This is a genomic window from Lacinutrix sp. MedPE-SW (assembly GCF_001874145.1).
GTDB lineage: Bacteria > Bacteroidota > Bacteroidia > Flavobacteriales > Flavobacteriaceae > Lacinutrix.
On sequence record NZ_MPCX01000002.1, the window covers coordinates 82,787 to 103,517 of the forward strand.

At 28.4% G+C, this 20,731-nt stretch carries 16 protein-coding genes; 9 read left to right on the forward strand and 7 right to left on the reverse strand.

The annotated features are described in order from the left end of the window. Positions 1–39 precede the first annotated feature (39 nt). Entirely contained in the window at positions 40–2,244 is a 2,205-nt protein-coding gene (rnr, locus tag BM549_RS02600; protein WP_290468836.1) for a ribonuclease R, read from the reverse strand. A gap of 822 nt (positions 2,245–3,066) precedes the next feature. Between rnr and rpiB the strand changes: the two genes are divergently transcribed. Genes rpiB through BM549_RS02615 form a run of 3 tightly spaced genes read left to right on the forward strand, consistent with a single transcriptional unit; the run spans position 3,067 to position 4,863 of the window. Continuing rightward, the gene (gene rpiB / locus BM549_RS02605) at positions 3,067–3,495 is read left to right on the forward strand and encodes a ribose 5-phosphate isomerase B (protein WP_290468837.1); all 429 of its coding nucleotides are present in this window, start codon (positions 3,067–3,069) and stop codon (positions 3,493–3,495) included. Then, positions 3,496–4,413, forward strand: a complete 918-nt coding sequence (locus BM549_RS02610) for a cation diffusion facilitator family transporter (protein WP_290468838.1) — start codon at positions 3,496–3,498, stop codon at positions 4,411–4,413. 3 nt (positions 4,414–4,416) lie between these two features. Further along, complete coding sequence (locus BM549_RS02615; protein ID WP_290468839.1) at positions 4,417–4,863, forward strand: GNAT family N-acetyltransferase; 447 nt, start codon at positions 4,417–4,419, stop codon at positions 4,861–4,863. Here the strand turns inward: BM549_RS02615 and BM549_RS02620 are convergent. From BM549_RS02620 to BM549_RS02635, 4 genes are read right to left on the reverse strand one after another with little or no spacing between them, the layout of a single operon-like run. Beyond that, positions 4,860–5,726: an OmpA family protein gene (locus BM549_RS02620; protein ID WP_290468840.1), complete on the reverse strand. Its 867-nt coding sequence runs from the start codon at positions 5,724–5,726 to the stop codon at positions 4,860–4,862. The genes BM549_RS02615 and BM549_RS02620 overlap by 4 nt on opposite strands. A gap of 3 nt (positions 5,727–5,729) precedes the next feature. Then, positions 5,730–7,376, reverse strand: coding sequence for a S41 family peptidase (locus tag BM549_RS02625; RefSeq protein ID WP_290469023.1), 1,647 nt, complete (start codon positions 7,374–7,376; stop codon positions 5,730–5,732). Continuing rightward, positions 7,376–7,747, reverse strand: coding sequence for a ribonuclease P protein component (rnpA, locus tag BM549_RS02630; RefSeq protein WP_290468841.1), 372 nt, complete (start codon positions 7,745–7,747; stop codon positions 7,376–7,378). Before rnpA ends, BM549_RS02625 begins: the two co-directional genes overlap by 1 nt. Further along, positions 7,747–8,559 carry a LexA family transcriptional regulator gene (locus tag BM549_RS02635; protein WP_013869635.1) on the reverse strand — a complete coding sequence of 271 codons (813 nt, stop codon included), beginning with the start codon at positions 8,557–8,559 and terminating at the stop codon, positions 7,747–7,749. The genes rnpA and BM549_RS02635 overlap by 1 nt, the downstream gene beginning before the upstream one ends. Before the next feature lie 198 nt (positions 8,560–8,757). Here BM549_RS02635 and BM549_RS02640 point away from each other — a divergent pair, with 198 nt between their 5' ends. The 6 genes from BM549_RS02640 (at position 8,758) to BM549_RS02665 (ending at position 18,458) form a co-directional block, all read left to right on the forward strand. Continuing rightward, positions 8,758–12,321 carry a DUF4175 family protein gene (locus tag BM549_RS02640; RefSeq protein ID WP_290468842.1) on the forward strand — a complete coding sequence of 1,188 codons (3,564 nt, stop codon included), beginning with the start codon at positions 8,758–8,760 and terminating at the stop codon, positions 12,319–12,321. Beyond that, positions 12,314–12,724, forward strand: a complete 411-nt coding sequence (gene ybeY / locus BM549_RS02645) for an rRNA maturation RNase YbeY (RefSeq protein WP_290468843.1) — start codon at positions 12,314–12,316, stop codon at positions 12,722–12,724. Before BM549_RS02640 ends, ybeY begins: the two co-directional genes overlap by 8 nt. A gap of 208 nt (positions 12,725–12,932) precedes the next feature. Beyond that, a complete protein-coding gene (gene mnmG, locus BM549_RS02650) occupies positions 12,933–14,804 on the forward strand; it encodes a tRNA uridine-5-carboxymethylaminomethyl(34) synthesis enzyme MnmG (RefSeq protein WP_290468844.1) in 1,872 nt (623 codons plus the stop codon). 74 nt (positions 14,805–14,878) lie between these two features. Further along, positions 14,879–15,733, forward strand: coding sequence for a class I SAM-dependent methyltransferase (locus BM549_RS02655; protein ID WP_290468845.1), 855 nt, complete (start codon positions 14,879–14,881; stop codon positions 15,731–15,733). Positions 15,734–15,961: 228 nt separating this feature from the next. Then, positions 15,962–16,474 carry an OmpH family outer membrane protein gene (locus BM549_RS02660; RefSeq protein WP_290468846.1) on the forward strand — a complete coding sequence of 171 codons (513 nt, stop codon included), beginning with the start codon at positions 15,962–15,964 and terminating at the stop codon, positions 16,472–16,474. A 148-nt stretch (positions 16,475–16,622) separates the two neighbouring features. Continuing rightward, positions 16,623–18,458 (forward strand): hypothetical protein, encoded by a 1,836-nt coding sequence (locus BM549_RS02665; protein WP_290468847.1) that lies wholly within the window; start codon positions 16,623–16,625, stop codon positions 18,456–18,458. Here the strand turns inward: BM549_RS02665 and BM549_RS02670 are convergent, their stop codons facing one another. Beyond that, positions 18,459–19,379 carry a diacylglycerol kinase family protein gene (locus BM549_RS02670; protein WP_290468848.1) on the reverse strand — a complete coding sequence of 307 codons (921 nt, stop codon included), beginning with the start codon at positions 19,377–19,379 and terminating at the stop codon, positions 18,459–18,461. It abuts the gene before it with no gap. Continuing rightward, a complete protein-coding gene (locus tag BM549_RS02675; RefSeq protein WP_290468849.1) occupies positions 19,379–20,533 on the reverse strand; it encodes a DNA polymerase III subunit delta' in 1,155 nt (384 codons plus the stop codon). Before BM549_RS02675 ends, BM549_RS02670 begins: the two co-directional genes overlap by 1 nt. Positions 20,534–20,731 lie beyond the last annotated feature (198 nt).

A 20,731-nucleotide genomic window follows, 5' to 3' on the forward strand; every position in this document is an offset into this window, starting at 1 on the left:
TAGTTTTTAATTGATTGTTATAACCATGAATTATAAAGTTTAAGCTTCAGTTTTAGCTTTTCCTATTAATTCAAAATCTAGGTGACGTTTTACTAAATCGGCTTGTTTTACTTTTACAATAACCTCGTCTCCAAGTTGATACATTATTTTTGTTTCGCGACCTATTAATGCAAATTGGTCTTGATCAAACTCATAATAATCGCCTTTTATATCTCTGGTTCTTACCATGCCTTCACATTTATTTGAAATAATTTCTACATAAATTCCCCAATCTGTTACGCCAGAAATTACACCTCTAAATTCTTCATCTTGATGGTCTTGCATGAAACGAATTTGCATGTATTTTATAGAATCTCTTTCGGCTTTTGTTGCTAGATATTCCATAGTACTAGAATGTTTACATTTTTCTTCGTAAACTTCTTCATTTGCCGATTTTTCTCCATCTAAATACCTTTGTAATAAACGGTGTGCCATGACATCTGGATAACGACGTATTGGCGAAGTGAAATGGCTATAATAGTCGAAAGCTAAACCATAATGTCCAATATTATGTGTTGTATACTCTGCTTTAGACATGGTTCTAATGGCTAAAGTATCTACTAAATTTTGCTCTTTTTTACCTTGTACATCAACCAATAATTTATTTAATGATTGCGATACATTGCCTTTATTAAAGTTTAATTTATGACCAAATTTTGCGACAACACCTTGTAATGCTGCTAGTTTACTTTCGTCTGGTTCATCGTGTACACGATATACAAATGTTTTTTCTGGTTTTTGTTTTCCAACAAATTCTGAAACTTTTCTATTTGCTAATAACATAAATTCTTCAATTAATTTATTAGCATCTTTACTGGTTTTAAAAAATACACCTACTGGATTTGCATCTTCGTCTAAATTAAATTTTACTTCAACTTTATCAAAAGAAATAGCTCCAGAACGCATACGTTTACTACGCATAATTTTTGCAAGTTCGTCCATTTTTAAAACAGCATCTGCAATGGCTTGATCTGTTTTATATTCTTTTCCTGTTAAAGAGACTTTGGCTAGAATGGTATTGTTTTTATTTTCTATAATGGCTTGTGCTTCTTCGTAAGCAAAACGCGCATCAGAGTAAGTTACTGTTCTACCAAACCACTCGTTTTTAATTTGTGCTTTATTATCTAATTCAAAAACAGCTGAGAATGTATATTTTTCTTCATGCGGACGTAATGAACATGCACCATTACTTAAAATTTCTGGTAACATTGGTACAACTCTATCTACTAAATAAACAGAGGTTGCACGCTCGTAAGCTTCATCGTCTAAAACGGTTCCTTCTTGTAAATAATGTGAAACGTCTGCAATATGTATTCCTATTTCGTAATTTCCGTTTTCTAAAACTGTAAAAGATAAAGCATCATCAAAATCTTTAGCATCTTTAGGGTCTATGGTAAAGGTTAAATCTTTACGCATATCTCGACGCTTTTTAATTTCTTCAGGTTGTATTTTTAAGTCTATATTATTTGCATAATCTTCAACTTCTTTAGGAAAATCGTATGGTAAACCATAATCTGCTAAAATGGCGTGAATTTCGGTATTATGTTCTCCAGCTTTACCTAAAACTTTTAAAACTTTTCCGTTAGGAGAATCGGCTTTTTCTGGCCAATCTTCTAGTGTTACTAATACTTTATCACCATCTTCGGCTTTTAATGTTTTGTTGATAGGTACAAAAATGTCTTTGTTCATTTTATTACCATCAACCACTACAAAAGCATAGTTATTTTTTGGGTGTATTTGTATTATACCAACGTAATCTGTTTTCGCACGCTCAATAATATTTGTTATTTCACCTTCAAGTTTACCGCGTTTCCTTCTTTTGTAAACATATAATTCTACTTCATCGCCGTTTAGCGCTTTGTTTACATTATTTGAAGCTATGTATATATCTTCATCAAAATCATCGCAAATAACGTATCCAGATCCTCTTGAAGAGGCATCAAAAATTCCTGTATGATATTCTGTATTGTTTATAATTTGAAATTTACCGCGATCTATCTCCTTTATTTCTTCTTTAGCTTTAAGTTGTGCTAATTTTTTTATTATCTGGTTACGGCTACTAGCATCGTTAACGCCTAGTTTAGCAGCAATTTGTTTATAATTAAAGGTTTTATTTCTATCTTTTTTTAAAATACTTAGAATTGTATTTGTTAGGTTGGAAATCTTGTTATGACTTGGTTTCCTTTTCTTTTTATTTTTTGTCATTTAATTTGTAATCTATTGAATTTCTAAGTTACGAAGTAAAAGTTTGAAATTCGGTTATTTTTTAACTTAATAGCGAGGAGTGAAGTAATTAAGTTTATACAAAGCTACGTTTTTATTATTAAATGTATGTGTCTTTAAGTTTAAGTTAACTAAAACAGTTATGCACATTTATATTATATACTATTATTCTTTCTTTTAAAATTTAAAAAAAAAATACTGATTATTATTGCTTGTTAATAGCGGTATAACTTTTTTATTATTTTGTTTGGTATGTTACTTTTCTGTTTCTACTAACAGGTTATAAACAATATAAAGTGTTGGTTTTTATTATATTTATATATTCTATTAACAACTGTTTATAACCAATGTTGACAGCTTATTTTTAATAAGTATTTTTATTTTTTGTGTTGGTATATGAAAATTTAATAGTGATAAATAAGCCAAAAATAATTGCTAACTTTTTTGGTAGTGTAGTTTTAATTCTTGTTTTAAAAATTTATTTAATAATCCTAATAAAAGTTTTCAAAAACTATGAGTAGATATTAACAAGTAGTTATAATTAATTTACCTAGTTGTTAACATCGTATAAATATTTTAAAAAAAACAGATTAATTTTATGTGTAAAGTAGCTTATTAAGTACAGTAAAAATAGGAGCTAAGCTATATTTTTAAATGGGCTAAATTTTAATTTTTTAAATGTAGTTTATTTGAATAAGTTAGTACTTATTACTTATTAATAGTTGCGAGCAATTATTAACTTTACACCTTTAATAAACAAACAACTATTTTTTCGCTTACGCGGAAATAAAAACTACTACTATAATGACTATATCAATTGGAAATGACCACGCTGGAACAGATTATAAATTTGAAATTGTAAAACATCTTGAAAATAAAGGATATACAGTTATAAACCATGGTACCGATACTTTAGAAAGTGTTGATTATCCAGATTTTGTACATCCTGTTGCTAAAGATGTAGAATATAATAAAGCCACATTTGGTATTTTAATATGTGGTAGTGCAAATGGTGTTGCAATGACTGCTAATAAGCATACCCATATTAGAGCAGGAATTTGTTGGACTAAAGAAATTACAGAGCTAACAAGACAACACAATAATGCTAACGTTATTTGTATTCCTGCACGTTATACTGCAGTACAACAAGCTATAGCGATGGTAGATACCTTTTTAGAAACTAAATTTGAAGGCGGAAGACACCAAAACCGTGTTGATAAAATACCTTGCTAATTGGCAAATGCTAGTTTACATAATCACTCCCACAACCATAACGACTTAAAAGGCCGTAACCTTTTAATATCTATTTTTTTAAATATTTTAATTACTGCTGCACAGGTTGTTGGTGGATTATTATCTGGAAGTTTAGCTTTATTAAGTGATGCTTTACATAATTTTAGCGATGTTATTTCATTAATAATTAGTTATATAGCTAATAAATTATCTAAAAAAGAGGCATCATTACAAAGAACATTTGGATATAAACGTGCAGAAATTTTAGCGGCTTTTATTAATGCTTCTACCTTAATTATTGTTGCAGTATTATTAATTATTGAAGCTGTAAAACGATTTCAAAATCCAGAAAATATAGAAAGTAAACTAGTAATATGGCTTTCTATAATAGCAATATTAGGTAATGGTTTTAGTGTTTTATTATTAAAAAAAGATAGTAATTATAATATGAATATGCGTAGTGCATATTTACATTTATTAACAGATTTAATGGCAAGTATTGCTGTTTTAATTGGTGGTTTATTAATGTATTATTACCAGTTTTTTTGGGTTGATAGTGCACTTACTTTTATAATTGCTTTATACTTAATCTGGATGGGTTTCGATTTGCTAAAAAGTTCTACAAAAGTACTTATGCTTTTTACTCCAGATACTATTCCTGTTGAAGAGATTGTAAAAGAAATTAATACCTTTAAAAGTATTAAAAATGTACACCATATTCATGTATGGCAATTAAATGAAGATGAAACACATTTTGAAGCTCATGTAGATTTTGAGCAAAATATTACATTAACCGAATTTGATGTTATTCTTTCTAAAATAGAAAAACTATTATTCGAAAAATTTAAAATAAATCATGTTAATATCCAGCCAGAATTTGGGAAAGATGATATAAAGGATGTGATTGTACAAGATTAGAGTATGTTAAAAATAAAAGTAAAAAAATTTAGTGAATTAAACATAGAAGAATTGTACCAATTATTACAACTACGTAGTGAAGTTTTTGTTGTAGAACAAGATTGTGTATATCAAGATATAGATGGTAAAGATAAAAACGCTTTACATGTAATAGGTTATAAACAAAATAGAGTAGTGGCTTATACTCGTATTTTTAAGCCTGGCGATTATTTTAATTTTGCTAGTATTGGTAGAGTAGTAGTTGCTAAAAACGAAAGACAATTTAAATATGGTTACGATATAATGAATGCTTCTATAAAAGCTATTGAAACTAATTATAACACTACAGAAATTAAAATATCTGCACAGTGTTATTTAAAGCGTTTTTATAATAATTTACAATTTTTTGAAGTAGGAGATGAGTACTTAGAAGATGGTATACCACATATTGGTATGCTTAGAAAAGTTTAATTTTCTTTACCCACATAGGTTACTAAAATTTCTACACGTCTATCGTATTTTGGGTCACCACCAAGTGGAAATTTTCTACGCATTCCAACATATTTCATTCGTTTTTTATCTACGCCTTTTCTAGCAAGATAATCGTAAATATATTTTGCTCTAGATACAGATAAGTTTCGTTTTTTCGTTTTTTTATCTACAGCATCTCTACTGTTTTGTGTACAGCATACATGACCTTGAATAGTGAAATATAAATTATCTTTTTCTACTAGTATTTTGGCTAATGCTTCTAGTGTTTTTTTAGAATCTGATGTTACGTAACTGTAACTGGTTTTAAAATAAATTTTATCTAATCTTATTTTATCTCCTTTTTTTACACTGCCAGATTTTATGTCTTCAGTTGTTTTTTCTTTATTATCGTCTGTATTTACAACTATAGTTTCTTTTTCTTTTTTAGTAGTTTTTTTAGGTGGTAATTGCTCGTTTACTATAATTTCTACTTTACGGTTTAGGCCACGAATTTGGTGTACTTCTTCTTCATTTAAAACTTTTAAAAGTATTTCGCCTTTGCCGTTTACATTGGTTATTAAATTGGGATCTACACCATATCCAGAAAATAACTCTTTTATAGTATTTGCTCTGTTTTGAGATAGCTCTAAATTATATTCGTTTGTACCACGATCGTCTGTAAAACCATAAATTGAAACTTTATCTATTTTTACAGAATCTAAGCTTGATATAAACAGTAATAATCTATTTTCTTCAGTTAATGGTACGTTATACTCATCGGTATCAAAATAAACATCGTGTGTGTAAGTATTTTGAGCAAAAATACTTGTTGAAATAATAAATAATAGAAGAAATGACTTCATAATTTAGTTAAGGTATTTTCTATATTTTGAAGGATTATTAAGTATTTCGGTAGCTTTTTTAATTTCTGCATTATGTATTTTGTAATAATCATATAGACCTTCTCTATACACATAACGCTTAATAATCTCGTCGCTTAATAGACTCATTAATTGCGATTTATTTTCATCTATTGCTTTTAATTTTGAATTATTTAAATTTTCAATTAAAGCATTGTAATCTCTTTTTATATCTTCATCTAAATTTTCGGTTTTAGCAATTTCTGCAGCTTTAGCGAAAGATTTTTCGGTTTCGGTTTCAAAAGAAAAACCTGTTTTCTTTAAATAGTTTTTAAAGTTTTCAAAATCTGAATCTGTAAATTTCCATTTGTTAATATCTTCAATATTTTGATGAGAGTAATAATATTTTGTAGCATAATCAAACACACTTTGGTTGTTTAATATAGCTGTTGTTATAGCAGAATTTTTAGAATATTCTAAAGCTTCGTCTGGTACAACGCCACCACCATCAAATACTTTTCTTCCATTTCTGGTTTTAAAGGCGTTATAGTCTTTTTGTTTTACTCTTACTGCATTTCCTTTTTCGTCTTTATTCCAGTAATCTAATGCTTGTATACAGCGCCCAGAAGGTGTATAGTATCTAGATATAGTAACTTTTAATTGTGTACCATAGGTTAGTTTTTTTGGGCGTTGTACTAAGCCTTTACCAAAACTTCTTGCTCCTACAATTACACCTCGATCTAAATCTTGTATAGTTCCAGATACAATTTCACTGGCCGATGCACTACGACCATTTATTAGCACAACAACAGGAATTTCTGTATCTATTGGATCTCTTTTTGTATAATATGTACGGTTGTATTTTTTTACTTTAGATTTTGTAGTTACTACTAATTGACCTTTTGGTACAAATAAGTTAACAACATTTACGGCTTCGCTTAATAAACCTCCAGGATTACTGCGTAAGTCTAAAATTATACTTTTTGCGCCTTGTGCTTTTAAGTCTTTTAAAGCATAACCAGTTTGTTGTGAGGCTTTTTCGTTGAATTTTTTTAATACAATATAACCTGTAGTTTCATTAACCATTGAAAAATGTGGTACTGCATCAATTTCTATTTCACTTCTTTTTAATGTAGTTGTTTTAGTTTTACCTTGTCTAACGTATGTAATTGTAGTGGATGAGTTTGGTGTACCTTTTAATAAATTTCCTGCATCGTCTTTATAATCTATAACAGTTTGTCCATCTACTTTAATTATTTCATCTCCTGCTTTTAATCCCGCTTTATCTGCTGGATAACCTTTATAAGGTTCTATAACTAATAGTTTATCTTTAAGTGTTTTTATTCTTGCACCAATACCAGTGTAATCTCCTGTACGCTTTATACGTTCTGCTTCAACATCTTGCTCATTATAAAATTGTGTATAAGGATCTAATTCATTTAGCATATTTTTAATGGCATTATCCATTAAATCTGCAGGATTAGTTTCATCTACATAATTCATATTTAACTCTTTAAAAAGCGTAGTAAATATTTCTATTTGCTTAGCAATTTCAAAAAAGTTATTGTTTGCTGTTTTAAAAGCTGTTCCTGTAAATAGTATAGCAATAGCAAATATTGGTATTAATATTTTGCGTTTTAAAATGGTCTTCATCATTCTTTTACTTTAGAATTTTGGTCATTAAATTTAGTAAAAAGCGTTTTAACTTTAGAGTTAATAAGGTTAAAATCTGGCATTTCCTTATTATTATATAATATCATAAACGAAAAACCTTCTATGTTGTTGTTTTTTAAAAATGGTTTGTTTAGCCTATAGGCTTCACGTAATAAGCGTTTAATTCTTATTCTATCTACGGCAAGTTTAAAATTTCTTTTACTTACAGATACGCCTACTTTATTTGTTTTTTCGTTTTTTAAATAAACCAAACGCAAAGGCCATGCCGAAACACTTTTTCCTTTAAGGAAAAGGGCTTCAATCTCTTTTTTACTTTTTAGTTTTTCGGTTTTATTATAAGTAAGCTTCATTAATTTTTATTAGCTTTATTAGTAACCGAAGTTTTTAATTCGTGTAATTGATTTTCTAAATCTTCTAAACGATTGTGAATATCTACTGGTTCTTGCATTTGTTTAGAGGCATACATGGTTACGTACCAAACCTCCATTATTTCTTCTGTATTTATATTATAATCTGGGTAATTTCCGTCTTTATTATCACTTTTTAAAACCAGTTTATTATCCTGTTTTATTTGTTTTAATATGCGTTTTAAAACTATACCATCATTTTTACTAACTATAACATAAACGTGACCATCTTTAATATCGTTTAGGTTTTCTACGTATTTACCAAAAACCAAATCACCATCATAAAAAGTACGTAACATAGAGTTACCTTGAACTTCAAAACATCTAAAAGTCCCGTTTGTAAGTTGTGGCATGTAGAACGAAGGTAATTTTTCTATATACTCTGTATCGCCATAGCCATCAAGATATCCGGCTCTTGCTTTTACAGGAACATATATTACATTTTCTTGGTCGTTATTATTAACCGCTATAACTTGTGGTACTCCAGTATATGTTTGAATTTTTGGTGTTTCACTTTTTAGCATAGTATGACTTTTACCAAATAAATAATCTGGATTTATGTCAAACTCGTCTATAATTGCTTTAAGCACATCGTACCCAGGTTTTGTTTTTTTACGTGAACCATCATTTTGCGGTCTGCCGTTAACAATACTATCTATAGTAGTTCCTGTAACACCTATGCGTTTTGAAAAAGCATAATTATTAAGATTAAAATGGTTAATTATAGCTGTTATTTTTTCAGCAATGTCAATCATAAAAATACTTTTGTAGAAAATAATAAGCTAATATATAAATTTAATTAACAATCAAACATTTGTTTTAATAAGAATAGCTTGAAATTAAACACCTTAGCTATTAATCATTATTAACATTTTGCAGTTAACTATAAATAAAATAAAACTGTATTTTAGTGAGTTATAAACGATAAGTAACAATTTATACCATTTTAAACTTTGAATAATTTTAAAACCATACAATCTAAACTCGAACAGTTTATTAGAAAATATTATACTAACGAGCTTATTAAAGGTGCTATTTTATTTTTTAGTATTGGTTTATTATACTTTTTAATAACACTTTTAATAGAACATTTTTTATGGTTAAACTCTACAGCTAGAACCATTTTATTTTGGTTATTTATTGCTGTAGAATTTGGTTTGTTTGTTAAATTTATAGTGCTACCATTAGCTAAATTATTTAAATTACAACAAGGCATTAACTATGAAAAAGCTTCAACTTTAATTGGTAATCATTTTCCAGAAGTAAGTGATAAATTACTTAATGTTTTACAGTTAAATGCGTCACAGTCTAATTCCGAATTACTTCTAGCCAGTATAAACCAAAAATCACAGGAGCTTACACCAATACCTTTTAAACTTGCTATAAATTTTAAAAAGAATATTAAATATTTAAAATATGCAGCTATACCAATAGCCATAATTGCTTTAGTAGCTATTTCTGGAAAATTAAACTGGTTTAGTGATAGCTACGAGCGCGTTGTAAATTATAAAACAGCTTACGAACCGCCAGCACCATTTCAATTTTTTGTTTTAAACTATAATCTTCAGGCAGTAGAAAATAAAAGTTTTAGATTAATTGTAAAAACCGCTGGAGACATGACTCCAGAAAATGCGCAAATTACTTATAATAACGAAACATACTTTTTACAACAACGTGGTCCAGGAGCTTTTGAGTATGTTTTCGAACAACCAAAAAACAATATAACTTTTAATTTACTAGCAAATAACGTAAACTCTAAACCCTATACTTTAAATGTAGCTCAAGTGCCATCACTATTAAGTTTTGATATGGTTTTAGACTATCCTTCCTATACAAAAAAGAAAGACGAAACTTTAAAAAGTACAGGTAATGCTGTTGTACCAATGGGTACAAATATTACATGGAAATTAAAAACCAAAGCAACAGAAGAAGTAAAGCTATACGCTAAAGACACTACCATTTTTACAAAAGAAAATAATGATAGTTTTTATACAACAAAACGCGTATATAATACATTAGATTATAACATAAGTACCAGCAACACTAAATTACAAGATTACGAGAATTTAGCTTTTAATATTCAGGTAGTTAGAGATCAATATCCAGAATTAAAAATCCAGAGTAAAGTAGACTCTCTCGACTTACAAACACTATACTTTTTTGGTCAAGCTACAGATGATTATGGTTTAAAAAAATTACAATTAGTATATTATCCTAGCGGAAAAGAAAACAATAAAAAGATTAAAAATATACCAATTTCTGGAAGTAATTATACCGAGTTTATTACTGCATTTCCTAATGCCTTAGAAATAACCGAAGGTATAAGCTACGATTTGTATTTTGAAGTAATAGATAACGATGCTGTAGCAAAAAATAAAAGCACAAAAAGTAATGTATTTACTTATAGAAAAAGAACACAAAATGAAGAAGAGCAAAAACAATTACAAGAGCAAAACGAAACCATTCAAGATTTAAACAAATCATTAGATAAGTTTGATGAGCAACAAAAAGAATTAGAAGAACTATCTAAAACACAAAAAGAAAAATCTCAATTAAATTTTAACGATAAAAAGAAATTTGAAAGTTTTATTAAACGCCAACAGCAGCAAGAAAAAATGATGGAAAAGTTTAATAAAAAACTTCAAGATAATTTAGAAGATTTTCAAAAAGAAAACAAAGATAAAGATCAATTTAAAGAAGATTTAAAAAAGCGTTTAAAACAAAACGAAGAACAACTTAAAAAAGATGAAAAATTACTCGAAGAACTTGAAAAGTTACGAGAGAAAATGAGTAAAGAAGAATTTTCAGAGAAAATAGACAAATTAGCCAAGCAAGCAAAAAGTCAAAAAAGAAGCTTAGAACAAATGTTAGAGCTTACCAAAAGATATTACATTTTTAAAAAAATGGAAAAAATTGGTAATGAGTTAGACAAGCTTGCTAAAAAACAAGACAGCTTAGCAAATAAAAAACCACAAGAAAACACTAAAGAAAAACAAGATGCTTTAAATAAAGAATTCGAAGATATTTTAAAAGATTTAGAAGCAATTGAAAAAGAAAACAAACAATTAAAGCAACCTTTAAAACTTCCTAGAAACGAAAATAAAGAAGAAAACGTAAAAGAGGATCAAGAAAAAGCATCTGATGAATTAAAGAAAAAAGAAGAAAGTCAATCTCAAGAAGAAAAACAATCACAAAATAGTAAAGCACAAAAAAAGCAAAAATCTGCAGCTCAAAAAATGAAACAAATGAGTATGCAAATGCAATCACAAATGCAACAATCTGGTCAAGAAGCTATGCAAGAAGACATAGAAATGTTGCGTCAAATTCTAGATAATTTAGTTTTATTTTCTTTTGATGAAGAAGCGTTAATGAATAAATTTGAAAGTATAGAAGTTAACCACAATGAGTATGCTACTTATTTAAAAAAACAAAAAAACTTACGTACACATTTTGAACATGTAGACGATAGTTTATTTGCATTATCCTTACGTCAACCCAAAATATCTGAAGACGTAAATAAAGAAATTTCCAATGTTTATTTTAGTATAGATAAAGCATTAGCACAATTAGCCGAAAATAATTTATATCAAGGTACAGCCGCACAACAATATACAGTTACCTCTGCAAATAATTTAGCTAATATGTTAAGCGATACCTTAGATAATTTACAAAATGCTATGGCTATGCCATCTCCAGGATCTGGTTCTGGAGAAGGCGGAATGCCACTTCCAGATATAATCATGAGTCAACAAGAACTTAATGAAATGATGAAAAAAGGAATGCAAAAAGGACAAGATGGTGAGCCACAAAGTGGAGAAGGTAATAAACCAGGAGAAAAGCCTGGAGAAAAACCAGGGCAAGGAAAAAAACCAGGTGAACAAGGAGAAAATGGAGAAGAAGGAGAAAATGGAAGTAAAGGAGATAAAGGCGGAAAAGGTGGAGAAAATGGAGATAGTGGAGCCAATGGTAATAATGGTAATTCTGGAAAAGGTAGTAAAGAAGGTAAAAATGGAAAAGATGGAGAAAATGGTGATGGAAACGGAAACGGAAAAAACGGAAAAAACGAAGGTTTAAATGGATTTAGTGAAGATGTAAATGGAGAATTATTTAAAATTTACCAACAACAACAGCAATTACGTCAAGCTTTAGAAGATAAATTATTACAAGATAAAATTAGCGGAAAAGGAGAAAGTGCACAAGCAAAGCAACTTGTAAAACAAATGGAAGATGTAGAAGATAATTTAATAAATAAAGGGTTTACAAATGAAACTTTAAATAAAATGATGAATATTCAACATCAATTATTAAAACTAGAAAAAGCAACATTACAACAAGGGCAAGATAATAAGCGTAAATCTCAAACTAATAAAAAAGAATTTAGCAATACTACAAGTAACCAAATACCAACAGCAAAAGAATATTTTAATACAACCGAAATATTGAATAAGCAAGCACTACCTTTGCAACCAGTTTACAAACAAAAAGTACAAGACTATTTTAAGCAAAATAATGATTAGTTTTAATTACGAAAATAACTTTAAGCTTCCTAATGAAGCAAAAATTAGCACATGGATTTCTTCTGTAATTTTACAAGAAAACTGTGTTGAAGAAGAAATAAATTATGTTTTTTGTGATGATGAATATCTTCATAAATTAAATGTAGAATTTTTAAATCACGACACTTTAACAGACATTATTAGCTTTGATTATTCAGTAGGAAAAAACCTACAAGGAGATATATTTATTTCAACGGAAAGAGTAGAGGATAACGCGAAAGATTTTAATGTTTCTTTTGAAACAGAATTACAGCGTGTACTCGTTCATGGTATTTTACACTATTGTGGTTATAAAGATAAATCTGATAGTGAAGCAAAACTAATGCGAGAAAAAGAAAACTTCTACCTTAATCTGCTTAAATAGAATTAACTAATTCGTTGTATATTTGCAAACTGAATTTTTTTAAAAGCAATTTGTTCCACGTGGAACAGTATGTTCAATATTGAATAAATTTGTTTTTTATGTGAAATGTTTTTAAATGTTTCACGTGGAACATGTAAAATAATTAATAAAAATCATTTAATCTATTAACTATATTGTAGATTAAATTTAATATAAAGTATTTAAAATTATGTTTAACGAAGTATACGATGTTATAGTAGTTGGAGCAGGACATGCAGGAAGTGAAGCTGCTGCTGCTGCTGCAAATATGGGTTCTAAAACATTGCTTATAACAATGAATTTACAAAACATTGCGCAAATGTCTTGTAATCCTGCTATGGGCGGAATTGCTAAAGGACAAATAGTTCGCGAGATTGATGCGCTTGGTGGATACTCTGGTATTGTAAGTGATACTTCTGCTATACAATTTAAAATGCTTAATAAATCTAAAGGTCCTGCAATGTGGTCACCAAGAGTACAAAGTGACCGTATGCGTTTTGCAGAAGATTGGAGATTGCTTTTAGAGCAAACTCAAAATCTTGATTTTTATCAAGAAATGGTATCTGGCTTGGTGGTTGAAAATGGTAAGGTTGTAGGTGTAAAAACCTCTTTAGGAATCACAGTAAAAGCTAAATCTGTAGTATTAACTAATGGTACTTTTTTAAATGGTTTAATACATATTGGAGATAAAAATTTTGGTGGAGGTAGAGCAGGAGAAAGAGCAGCTACAGGAATTACAGAACAACTTATAGAGTTAGGTTTTGAATCTGGTAGAATGAAAACAGGAACACCACCAAGAGTAGATGGTCGTTCTCTAGATTATTCTAAAATGATTGAACAACCTGGAGATTTAAATCCAGAAAAGTTTTCTTATTTAGATACTACAAAACCATTAGAGAATCAGCGTTCTTGTTTTATGACTTATACAAGCGAAAAAGTTCACGATTTATTACGTGAAGGTTTCGATCGCTCACCAATGTTTAATGGTAGAATTAAAAGTTTAGGACCAAGATATTGTCCTTCGATAGAAGATAAAATTAACCGTTTTGCAGATAAAGATAGACATCAATTGTTTGTAGAACCAGAAGGTTGGAATACTGTAGAAATGTATATAAATGGATTTTCAACTTCATTGCCAGAAGATGTTCAATTTAATGCATTACGATCTGTAGCAGGATTTGAGAATGTAAAATTCTTTAGACCTGGTTATGCGATAGAGTACGATTATTTTCCACCAACGCAATTAAAACATACTCTAGAAACTAAGTTAGTTGATGGTTTATATTTTGCAGGTCAAATTAATGGTACTACTGGTTATGAAGAAGCAGCTTCTCAAGGGTTAATGGCTGGTATAAATGCAGCTTTAAAAGTGCAAGAAAAAGATTCTTTTATATTACAACGTAATGAAGCTTATATAGGTGTTCTTATAGACGATTTAATTACTAAAGGTACAGAAGAACCTTATAGAATGTTTACTTCACGTGCAGAATATAGAACGCTTTTAAGGCAAGATAATGCAGATATTAGATTAACACCAAGAGGTTACGCTTTAGGTTTAGCTAGTGAAAAACGTTTAAAAAGAATGGAGGAGAAGCTTAATGCTTCAAATCAATTTGTACAGTTTTTTAAAGACACTAGTGTAACGGCTAATGATGCTAATGTGGTTTTAGAATCTAAAAATTCTGCATCAGTTAAACAGCAAGGTAAGATGTTTAAATTGTTTGCAAGGCCAAATATTGATATGGATGATATGCGTAAATTTGAAAAAGTTGAAACATATATTCAAGAAAATAATCTTGACAGAGAAGTTTTAGAACAAGCAGAAATTCAAGTTAAATATGCTGGTTATATTTCTAAAGAAAAAAACAATGCTGATAAATTAAACCGACTTGAGAATATTAAAATACCACCTAATTTTAATTACTCACAGTTAAAATCTATGAGTTTAGAAGCAAGAGAAAAATTAAATAAAATTCAACCAGTTACTATTTCTCAAGCATCAAGAATTAGTGGTGTATCACCTGCAGATATTTCTGTGCTTTTAGTTTTTATGGGAAGATAAATTTAAGTGTTCCACGTGGAACGTGTTTTAAATTTTAAATAAATTAAAGCGTAAAATCAATTCAATTTTAACTTGTGCAAAATTCAAAAAAAATAAACTTTAAAGTAAAAGATTATTCTGTTTCTGGAGAAACATTTACTTTAATACACAATAATGAATTCGATTATTTAGAAACCGTACCTAAACCGTCTTTAAACAAACTACCTGAATATTATAAAAGCGAAGATTATATTTCTCACACAAATGCTAAACGAAATTTGTTTGAAAATGTATACCATCAAGTAAGAGCATATTCCTTAAAGAAAAAAGTAAAACTTATAAACTCATTTAATACTGAGAGCAAAAATATTTTAGATTTTGGTTGTGGTACAGGTGCTTTTTTAAATGAAGCACAAAATCAAGGTTGGAATATTACAGGAATAGAACCAGATGAAAAAGCAAGAATTCTAGCCAATACTCAAACTAATAATGCTGTTTTACCTAGTCAAGATTTTAATACTTTACCAGAAAAAAGTTTTGATGTTATTACACTTTGGCATGTATTAGAACATATACCAGATTTACAAGAAAAAATATCTCAATTAAAAAAACTATTAAAAGAAAATGGTACTTTAATTATTGCTGTACCTAATTATAATAGTTTTGATGCAAAACACTATAAATCGTTTTGGGCTGCTTTTGATGTTCCTAGACATTTATGGCATTTTTCAAAAAAATCTATAACTACACTTTTTGCTAGAGAAAAAATGAAAGTTGTAAAAATAAAACCAATGCTATTTGATGCATTTTATGTAAGCTTACTTTCAGAAAAATATAAAACATCAAAAATGAATCCTATTAAATCTTTTTATACAGGATTGCTTTCAAATTTTAAAGCTATACGCTCTGGAGAGTATTCTTCTCTAATTTATGTAATAAAAAACATGTAAAATCTATTTTAGATTATTCTTTTGTGTTTTTATTAGCTGTTATGTAAATATACCTAAGGATTTTGTAAAAGTGTCTTAAAACGGCTTATTTGAAGCTGTTTTTTATAAAAGTCATCTATTTATTCTATAGTTTCTATAAATTTTCTATATACTGTGTTTTTTACCATAAAAAATATAAATGCTACATATTTCTTTTTTCTACATTTGCTCTAAATCAAAATTTAAAAAATGAAAAAATTAGTTTTAGTATTTGTAGCAATAATATTTTTATCTGCTTGTGAGCAACAAAAAATTGGATATGTTGATAACGGAAAAGTTATTAATGAAATTCAAGAGAAAAAAGATATAGAATCTAAATACACACTTTTAGATGAATCTTTCAAAAAAAGAGCAGATAGTATTGGAAATGTTTATAGAACAGAATTTCAAGCATTGCAAACTAAATATGCAAGAGCTTCTCAACAAAAGCAGCAAGAGATGATGATGCCTTTGCAAGCTAAAGCACAAAAATTTCAACAGGAAATGCAAAACGAACAAACGCAAATGCAAACTGCTTATCAAACAGAAATTGATTCTGTAATTTCAAAAATGAAACTGTATGTTAAAGATTATGCTAAAAACAACGGTTATAACTACATTTTTGGTACTAATGAGTCTGTAGGAACAGTATTATATGGAGATGAAGGATCAGATATTTCTCAAAATATTATTGATGGATTAAACGATAGTTATAAAAAATAATAACTTTTAAAACATTTTTAAAAAGACGCTAAGCATTTTCTTAGCGTCTTTTTTTATTTATCTAATTAATTACTTATCAATGCATTTGAAATAAATACCTATATTTATATTCGAAATAATTTACCGCTATTAATTATTCTAATTTATTATGAAAAACCACTTTCTGGTACTTTTCATAGCTATTATCATTGTTGGAACACTTACAGCTCAAGAAGCTGTGCCGTTTAAAACCGAAAACGAGTTCTATATTTATGGTGACGCAGTTGTGATTGGTAACAACATCCTTAGCAAGCATGCTAACGAACCGTTTAATGATTTAAACTTTGTTAATGACGATATCGATATGAAATATGTTGATATTGATAATGATGAAACTACATTTAGTTCCAGTGCTGCACAATTAAATATTCCTTCTAACCATACAAAAATTAAGTATGCCGCTTTATATTGGAGTGCTACCTATAGTTATGAACAAGGCTACAGGCAAGAATCTACAGGCCAGTTTTTATTTCAAGGTAAACGTGCTATAGACCGTAAACACATAAATAAAGTAAAATTTAAACTGCCTAATCAAGCATATAAAAATATTTCTGGAAAAGTAATATTTGATGGTGCAGATAACAGTAATTTTACCCTTAATTCGCCTTATGTATGTATGGCAGATGTTACAAAACTTTTAAAATCTGCAAAGCAAGTAAATGGAAATTATACAATAGCGAACATAAAGGCTACAAAAGGCTTTATTTCTGGAGGTAGTGCTGCAGGATGGCTACTTTATGTGGTTTATGAAGCGCCTACTAAAAACCCAAAATACATAACAACATATAATGGTTTTGCACCGGTTAGCGGAAAACCTGTAAAGCTTAATTTCTCAAATTTTAAAGCGCTTGAAAAAGGAGATATAAACACTTCTATTACTTTAGCAGCATTAGAAGGAGATACAGCAATTACTGAAGATGAATGTATAATTGTAAATCCGCAACTAAAAAAAGTGGCGTTTTTAACAACAAAAAATAGACCACGAGATAATGTTTTTAATAGTAAAATAACAGTAGATGACACTGTATTTACAAACAGAACACCTAATAGTGAAAATACATTAGGGTTTGATATTATAACAAAAAACATATCTAATGCAAATAAACCTGTAATAGATAATAATACTACAGAAATTGAATTGGCATTAAATACAGAATCTGATAGATTTTATTTGTTTTTTACAGCATTTCAAACCGAAATTACTAAAGCAAACTACGAAGAAAATAAGGTCGAAGAATTAGTACAAAATAATGGAGAAAAAACAAAAAAAATTACTCAAATAAAAAACACACAAAATGCTGAAAAAGAAGATTTTAAGTTAAAAAAAAATAAAGATGTAACTATAATTAATAAAGAAAAAATTAAATTAAAAAAACCAGCTATCTTTACTTCTAAAACAAATCCAGAAAACCAAATATTAAATTCTACTAAAACTTATAAGCCAAATAGGGAAGACAAACCTTTACCTATATGGTTGCAGAAAAAAGATAATATTACACAAACACCAATAAACGATAATATTTACAGACCTAAATCTATTGATTTTCAAGAACTTAAACCTGATAATTCCTTAGTTTTAAATAGAGAAAATTACGAAAAGGTATTAACTCCAGAAGATTATGTTTATGAAACCCAGTCTTTTAAAAGAATATTAAATCAAGATGCAACCTATATTCAAGGTTTAGATAAAGGTTATTATATTATTGCCTCTTTAAATAGTGATTTAGATGAGTCTATAGCTTACCAAAATGAATTAAAAGAAAAAGGAGTAAACTCAAAAATGTTTAAAGATATTCCTAATAATAAGTACTATTTATATCTTTTTAATTCTGAAAATTTTTACGATGTTTTTATGCTTAGAAAAGCTTTTATAAAAAGTCCTTTTTTAGAAAATGTGTGGATTCTTAATATAAATATAGATTCTAAAATTATTAAAAAACTATAGTTAGCAATAGAAATTAAATACGTTTTTTTCAATTGAAATATAAATGTTTTCTGCTTTAAAAACCTCACCATCTGCTTGAATAAAAAGGTTTTTAGTATTAGGTATGTCTATTAAAATAGATTCACTTTTAAACATTTTAATTTTTTTTACTTTATGTAAATTACCTGTATATAGTTTACTAATGTGTTTTATAATTTCCCATTTACTAACATTTTCAATTATAGATATATCAAACAAACCATCTTTAGGGTCTGGTGAATTTGTAAGTTTCATTTTTCCTCCTGAGTATTCACATAATCCTATTAATGTCATTAGAGATTTAGACACTATTGTTTTATTAGGTGTTACCACCTTAATGTTAAAGTTTTTAAATTTAAACATACCTAATAAAGCAGAAATTATATAAGAAAAAGCTCCAAAACGCTTTAGTTTTTGTGTGCTTTTTGCTACAAAAGCATCAAAACCTATTCCTGCAATATTTACAAAAAATTCAGGTGCGTTTTTAGTATTTAAAAACGTTATTTTACCAATATCTTGTGTTAGTATATGGTTTCTTTTAATAGTTGAAATGGCAAGACTAATTTTGGTTGGTATATTATAATGTTTTGCCCAATCATTACCTGTACCAATAGGTATAATTCCAACCTTAATAAGGTTAGGACTTATAATTTTTTGTTTCATAATAGCATTTACCACTTGATGTAAAGTGCCATCGCCACCAATAGAAATAAATTTTGTAAAACCTTTTTTTATAGCATTTTCAATTATTGTATTATTCTGGTTAGTTATTTCGGTTAAACTAAATTCAAAATTAAAACCTTGCTCTTTTAGTTGGTTTTGTATACTTGGCCACTGTTTTAAAGCTTTACCGCTTCCTGCCTCTGGATTAATAATTACAAACCATGATTTTAAATCTGGCATTATAAAGATTTTTTATGCAATAACCGTGTTAATTTAATAGACAAATCGGTTAAAATAATTTTAGAATTTCCATTACGTTCTATGTGATAAATTGCGTCTTGTAGCTCGTTTGAAATGTCTAAAATATTATTGTTATGTACAAAAGGAGCGAAGTTTTCTAGTTTAAATTTTTCGGTTTTAATATCCATATAAACTAAAGACTCAGCATTATAATTTAATAATAAAGCTTGCCTAAAAAAGTCTAAACAAAAATTTAAAAATTGTTTTTGTGTTTCTCTGCCTGTTTTTGCAATTTCTTCACTCCATTTAATTAAATCGTGAATAGCAGCTTTATTACCTTTTGCTTTAAATGCTGATCGTACCCAAAGTATAAACCAAGTTTCAAATTGTAAGTCTTCACTATCTTGATATACTAAATCACAGGCTTTATTGTAATTCCCATTCGCTTGATGTGCTAACTTTATTGCTTCAGCTTCGTTTAAACTAAAGTTTTTTATAAGTGCATTTTTTATATCTACTTCGGCTAATGGTGGAAAATGTAAAATTTGGCAACGCGATCTTATAGTATTTATAATACTTTCTTCGTCTTCGGTAACTAGAATAAAAACGGTTTTACTTGGTGGTTCTTCAATTAATTTAAGAAGTTTATTTGCGGCTTGAGTGTTCATTTTCTCTGCCATCCAAATAAGCATTACCTTATAACCACCTTCGTAAGATTTTAAAGTAAGAGACTTTACAATATCATGAGCTTCGTCTACACCAATTTGACCTTGTTTATTATCAACACCAAGTAATTTATACCAGTCAAACAAATTACCATAAGGTTGTTTGGTTAATAGGTCACGCCATTCTTCTAAAAAATGATTAGAAACTGGGTGCCTTTTAACCTTATCGTTTGTGGTTACAGGAAATGCAAAATGCAAATCGGGATGAGAAAAGTTTTTAAACTTTAAATTACAAGAATCATTACCATTATTGTTTTCTGCGTTACTATTACTGCATAAAATGTATTGAGCATATGCAATAGCCATTGGCAACGTTCCGCTACCTTCTGGACCTACAAAAAGTTGAGCATGAGGAATCCGCCCATAATCTGCACTCTTTGTAAGGTGGTTTTTTATATGTTGTTGTCCTATTATATCACTAAAAAGCATAAAGCAAATATAGTTTATACGGGTTATATTTTAATTAACTCAATAGAAAATAAAGAATCATATAATAAATTATTTATCTTGTTTAATTAATTGTTATCGTTTAGCTCTTATTTTATACATATTATCGTTTATTGGTATAACACAATTTGTATATCTTTGGTTCTATTACGTAATACGCTAAATTTGCGCTATACTAAC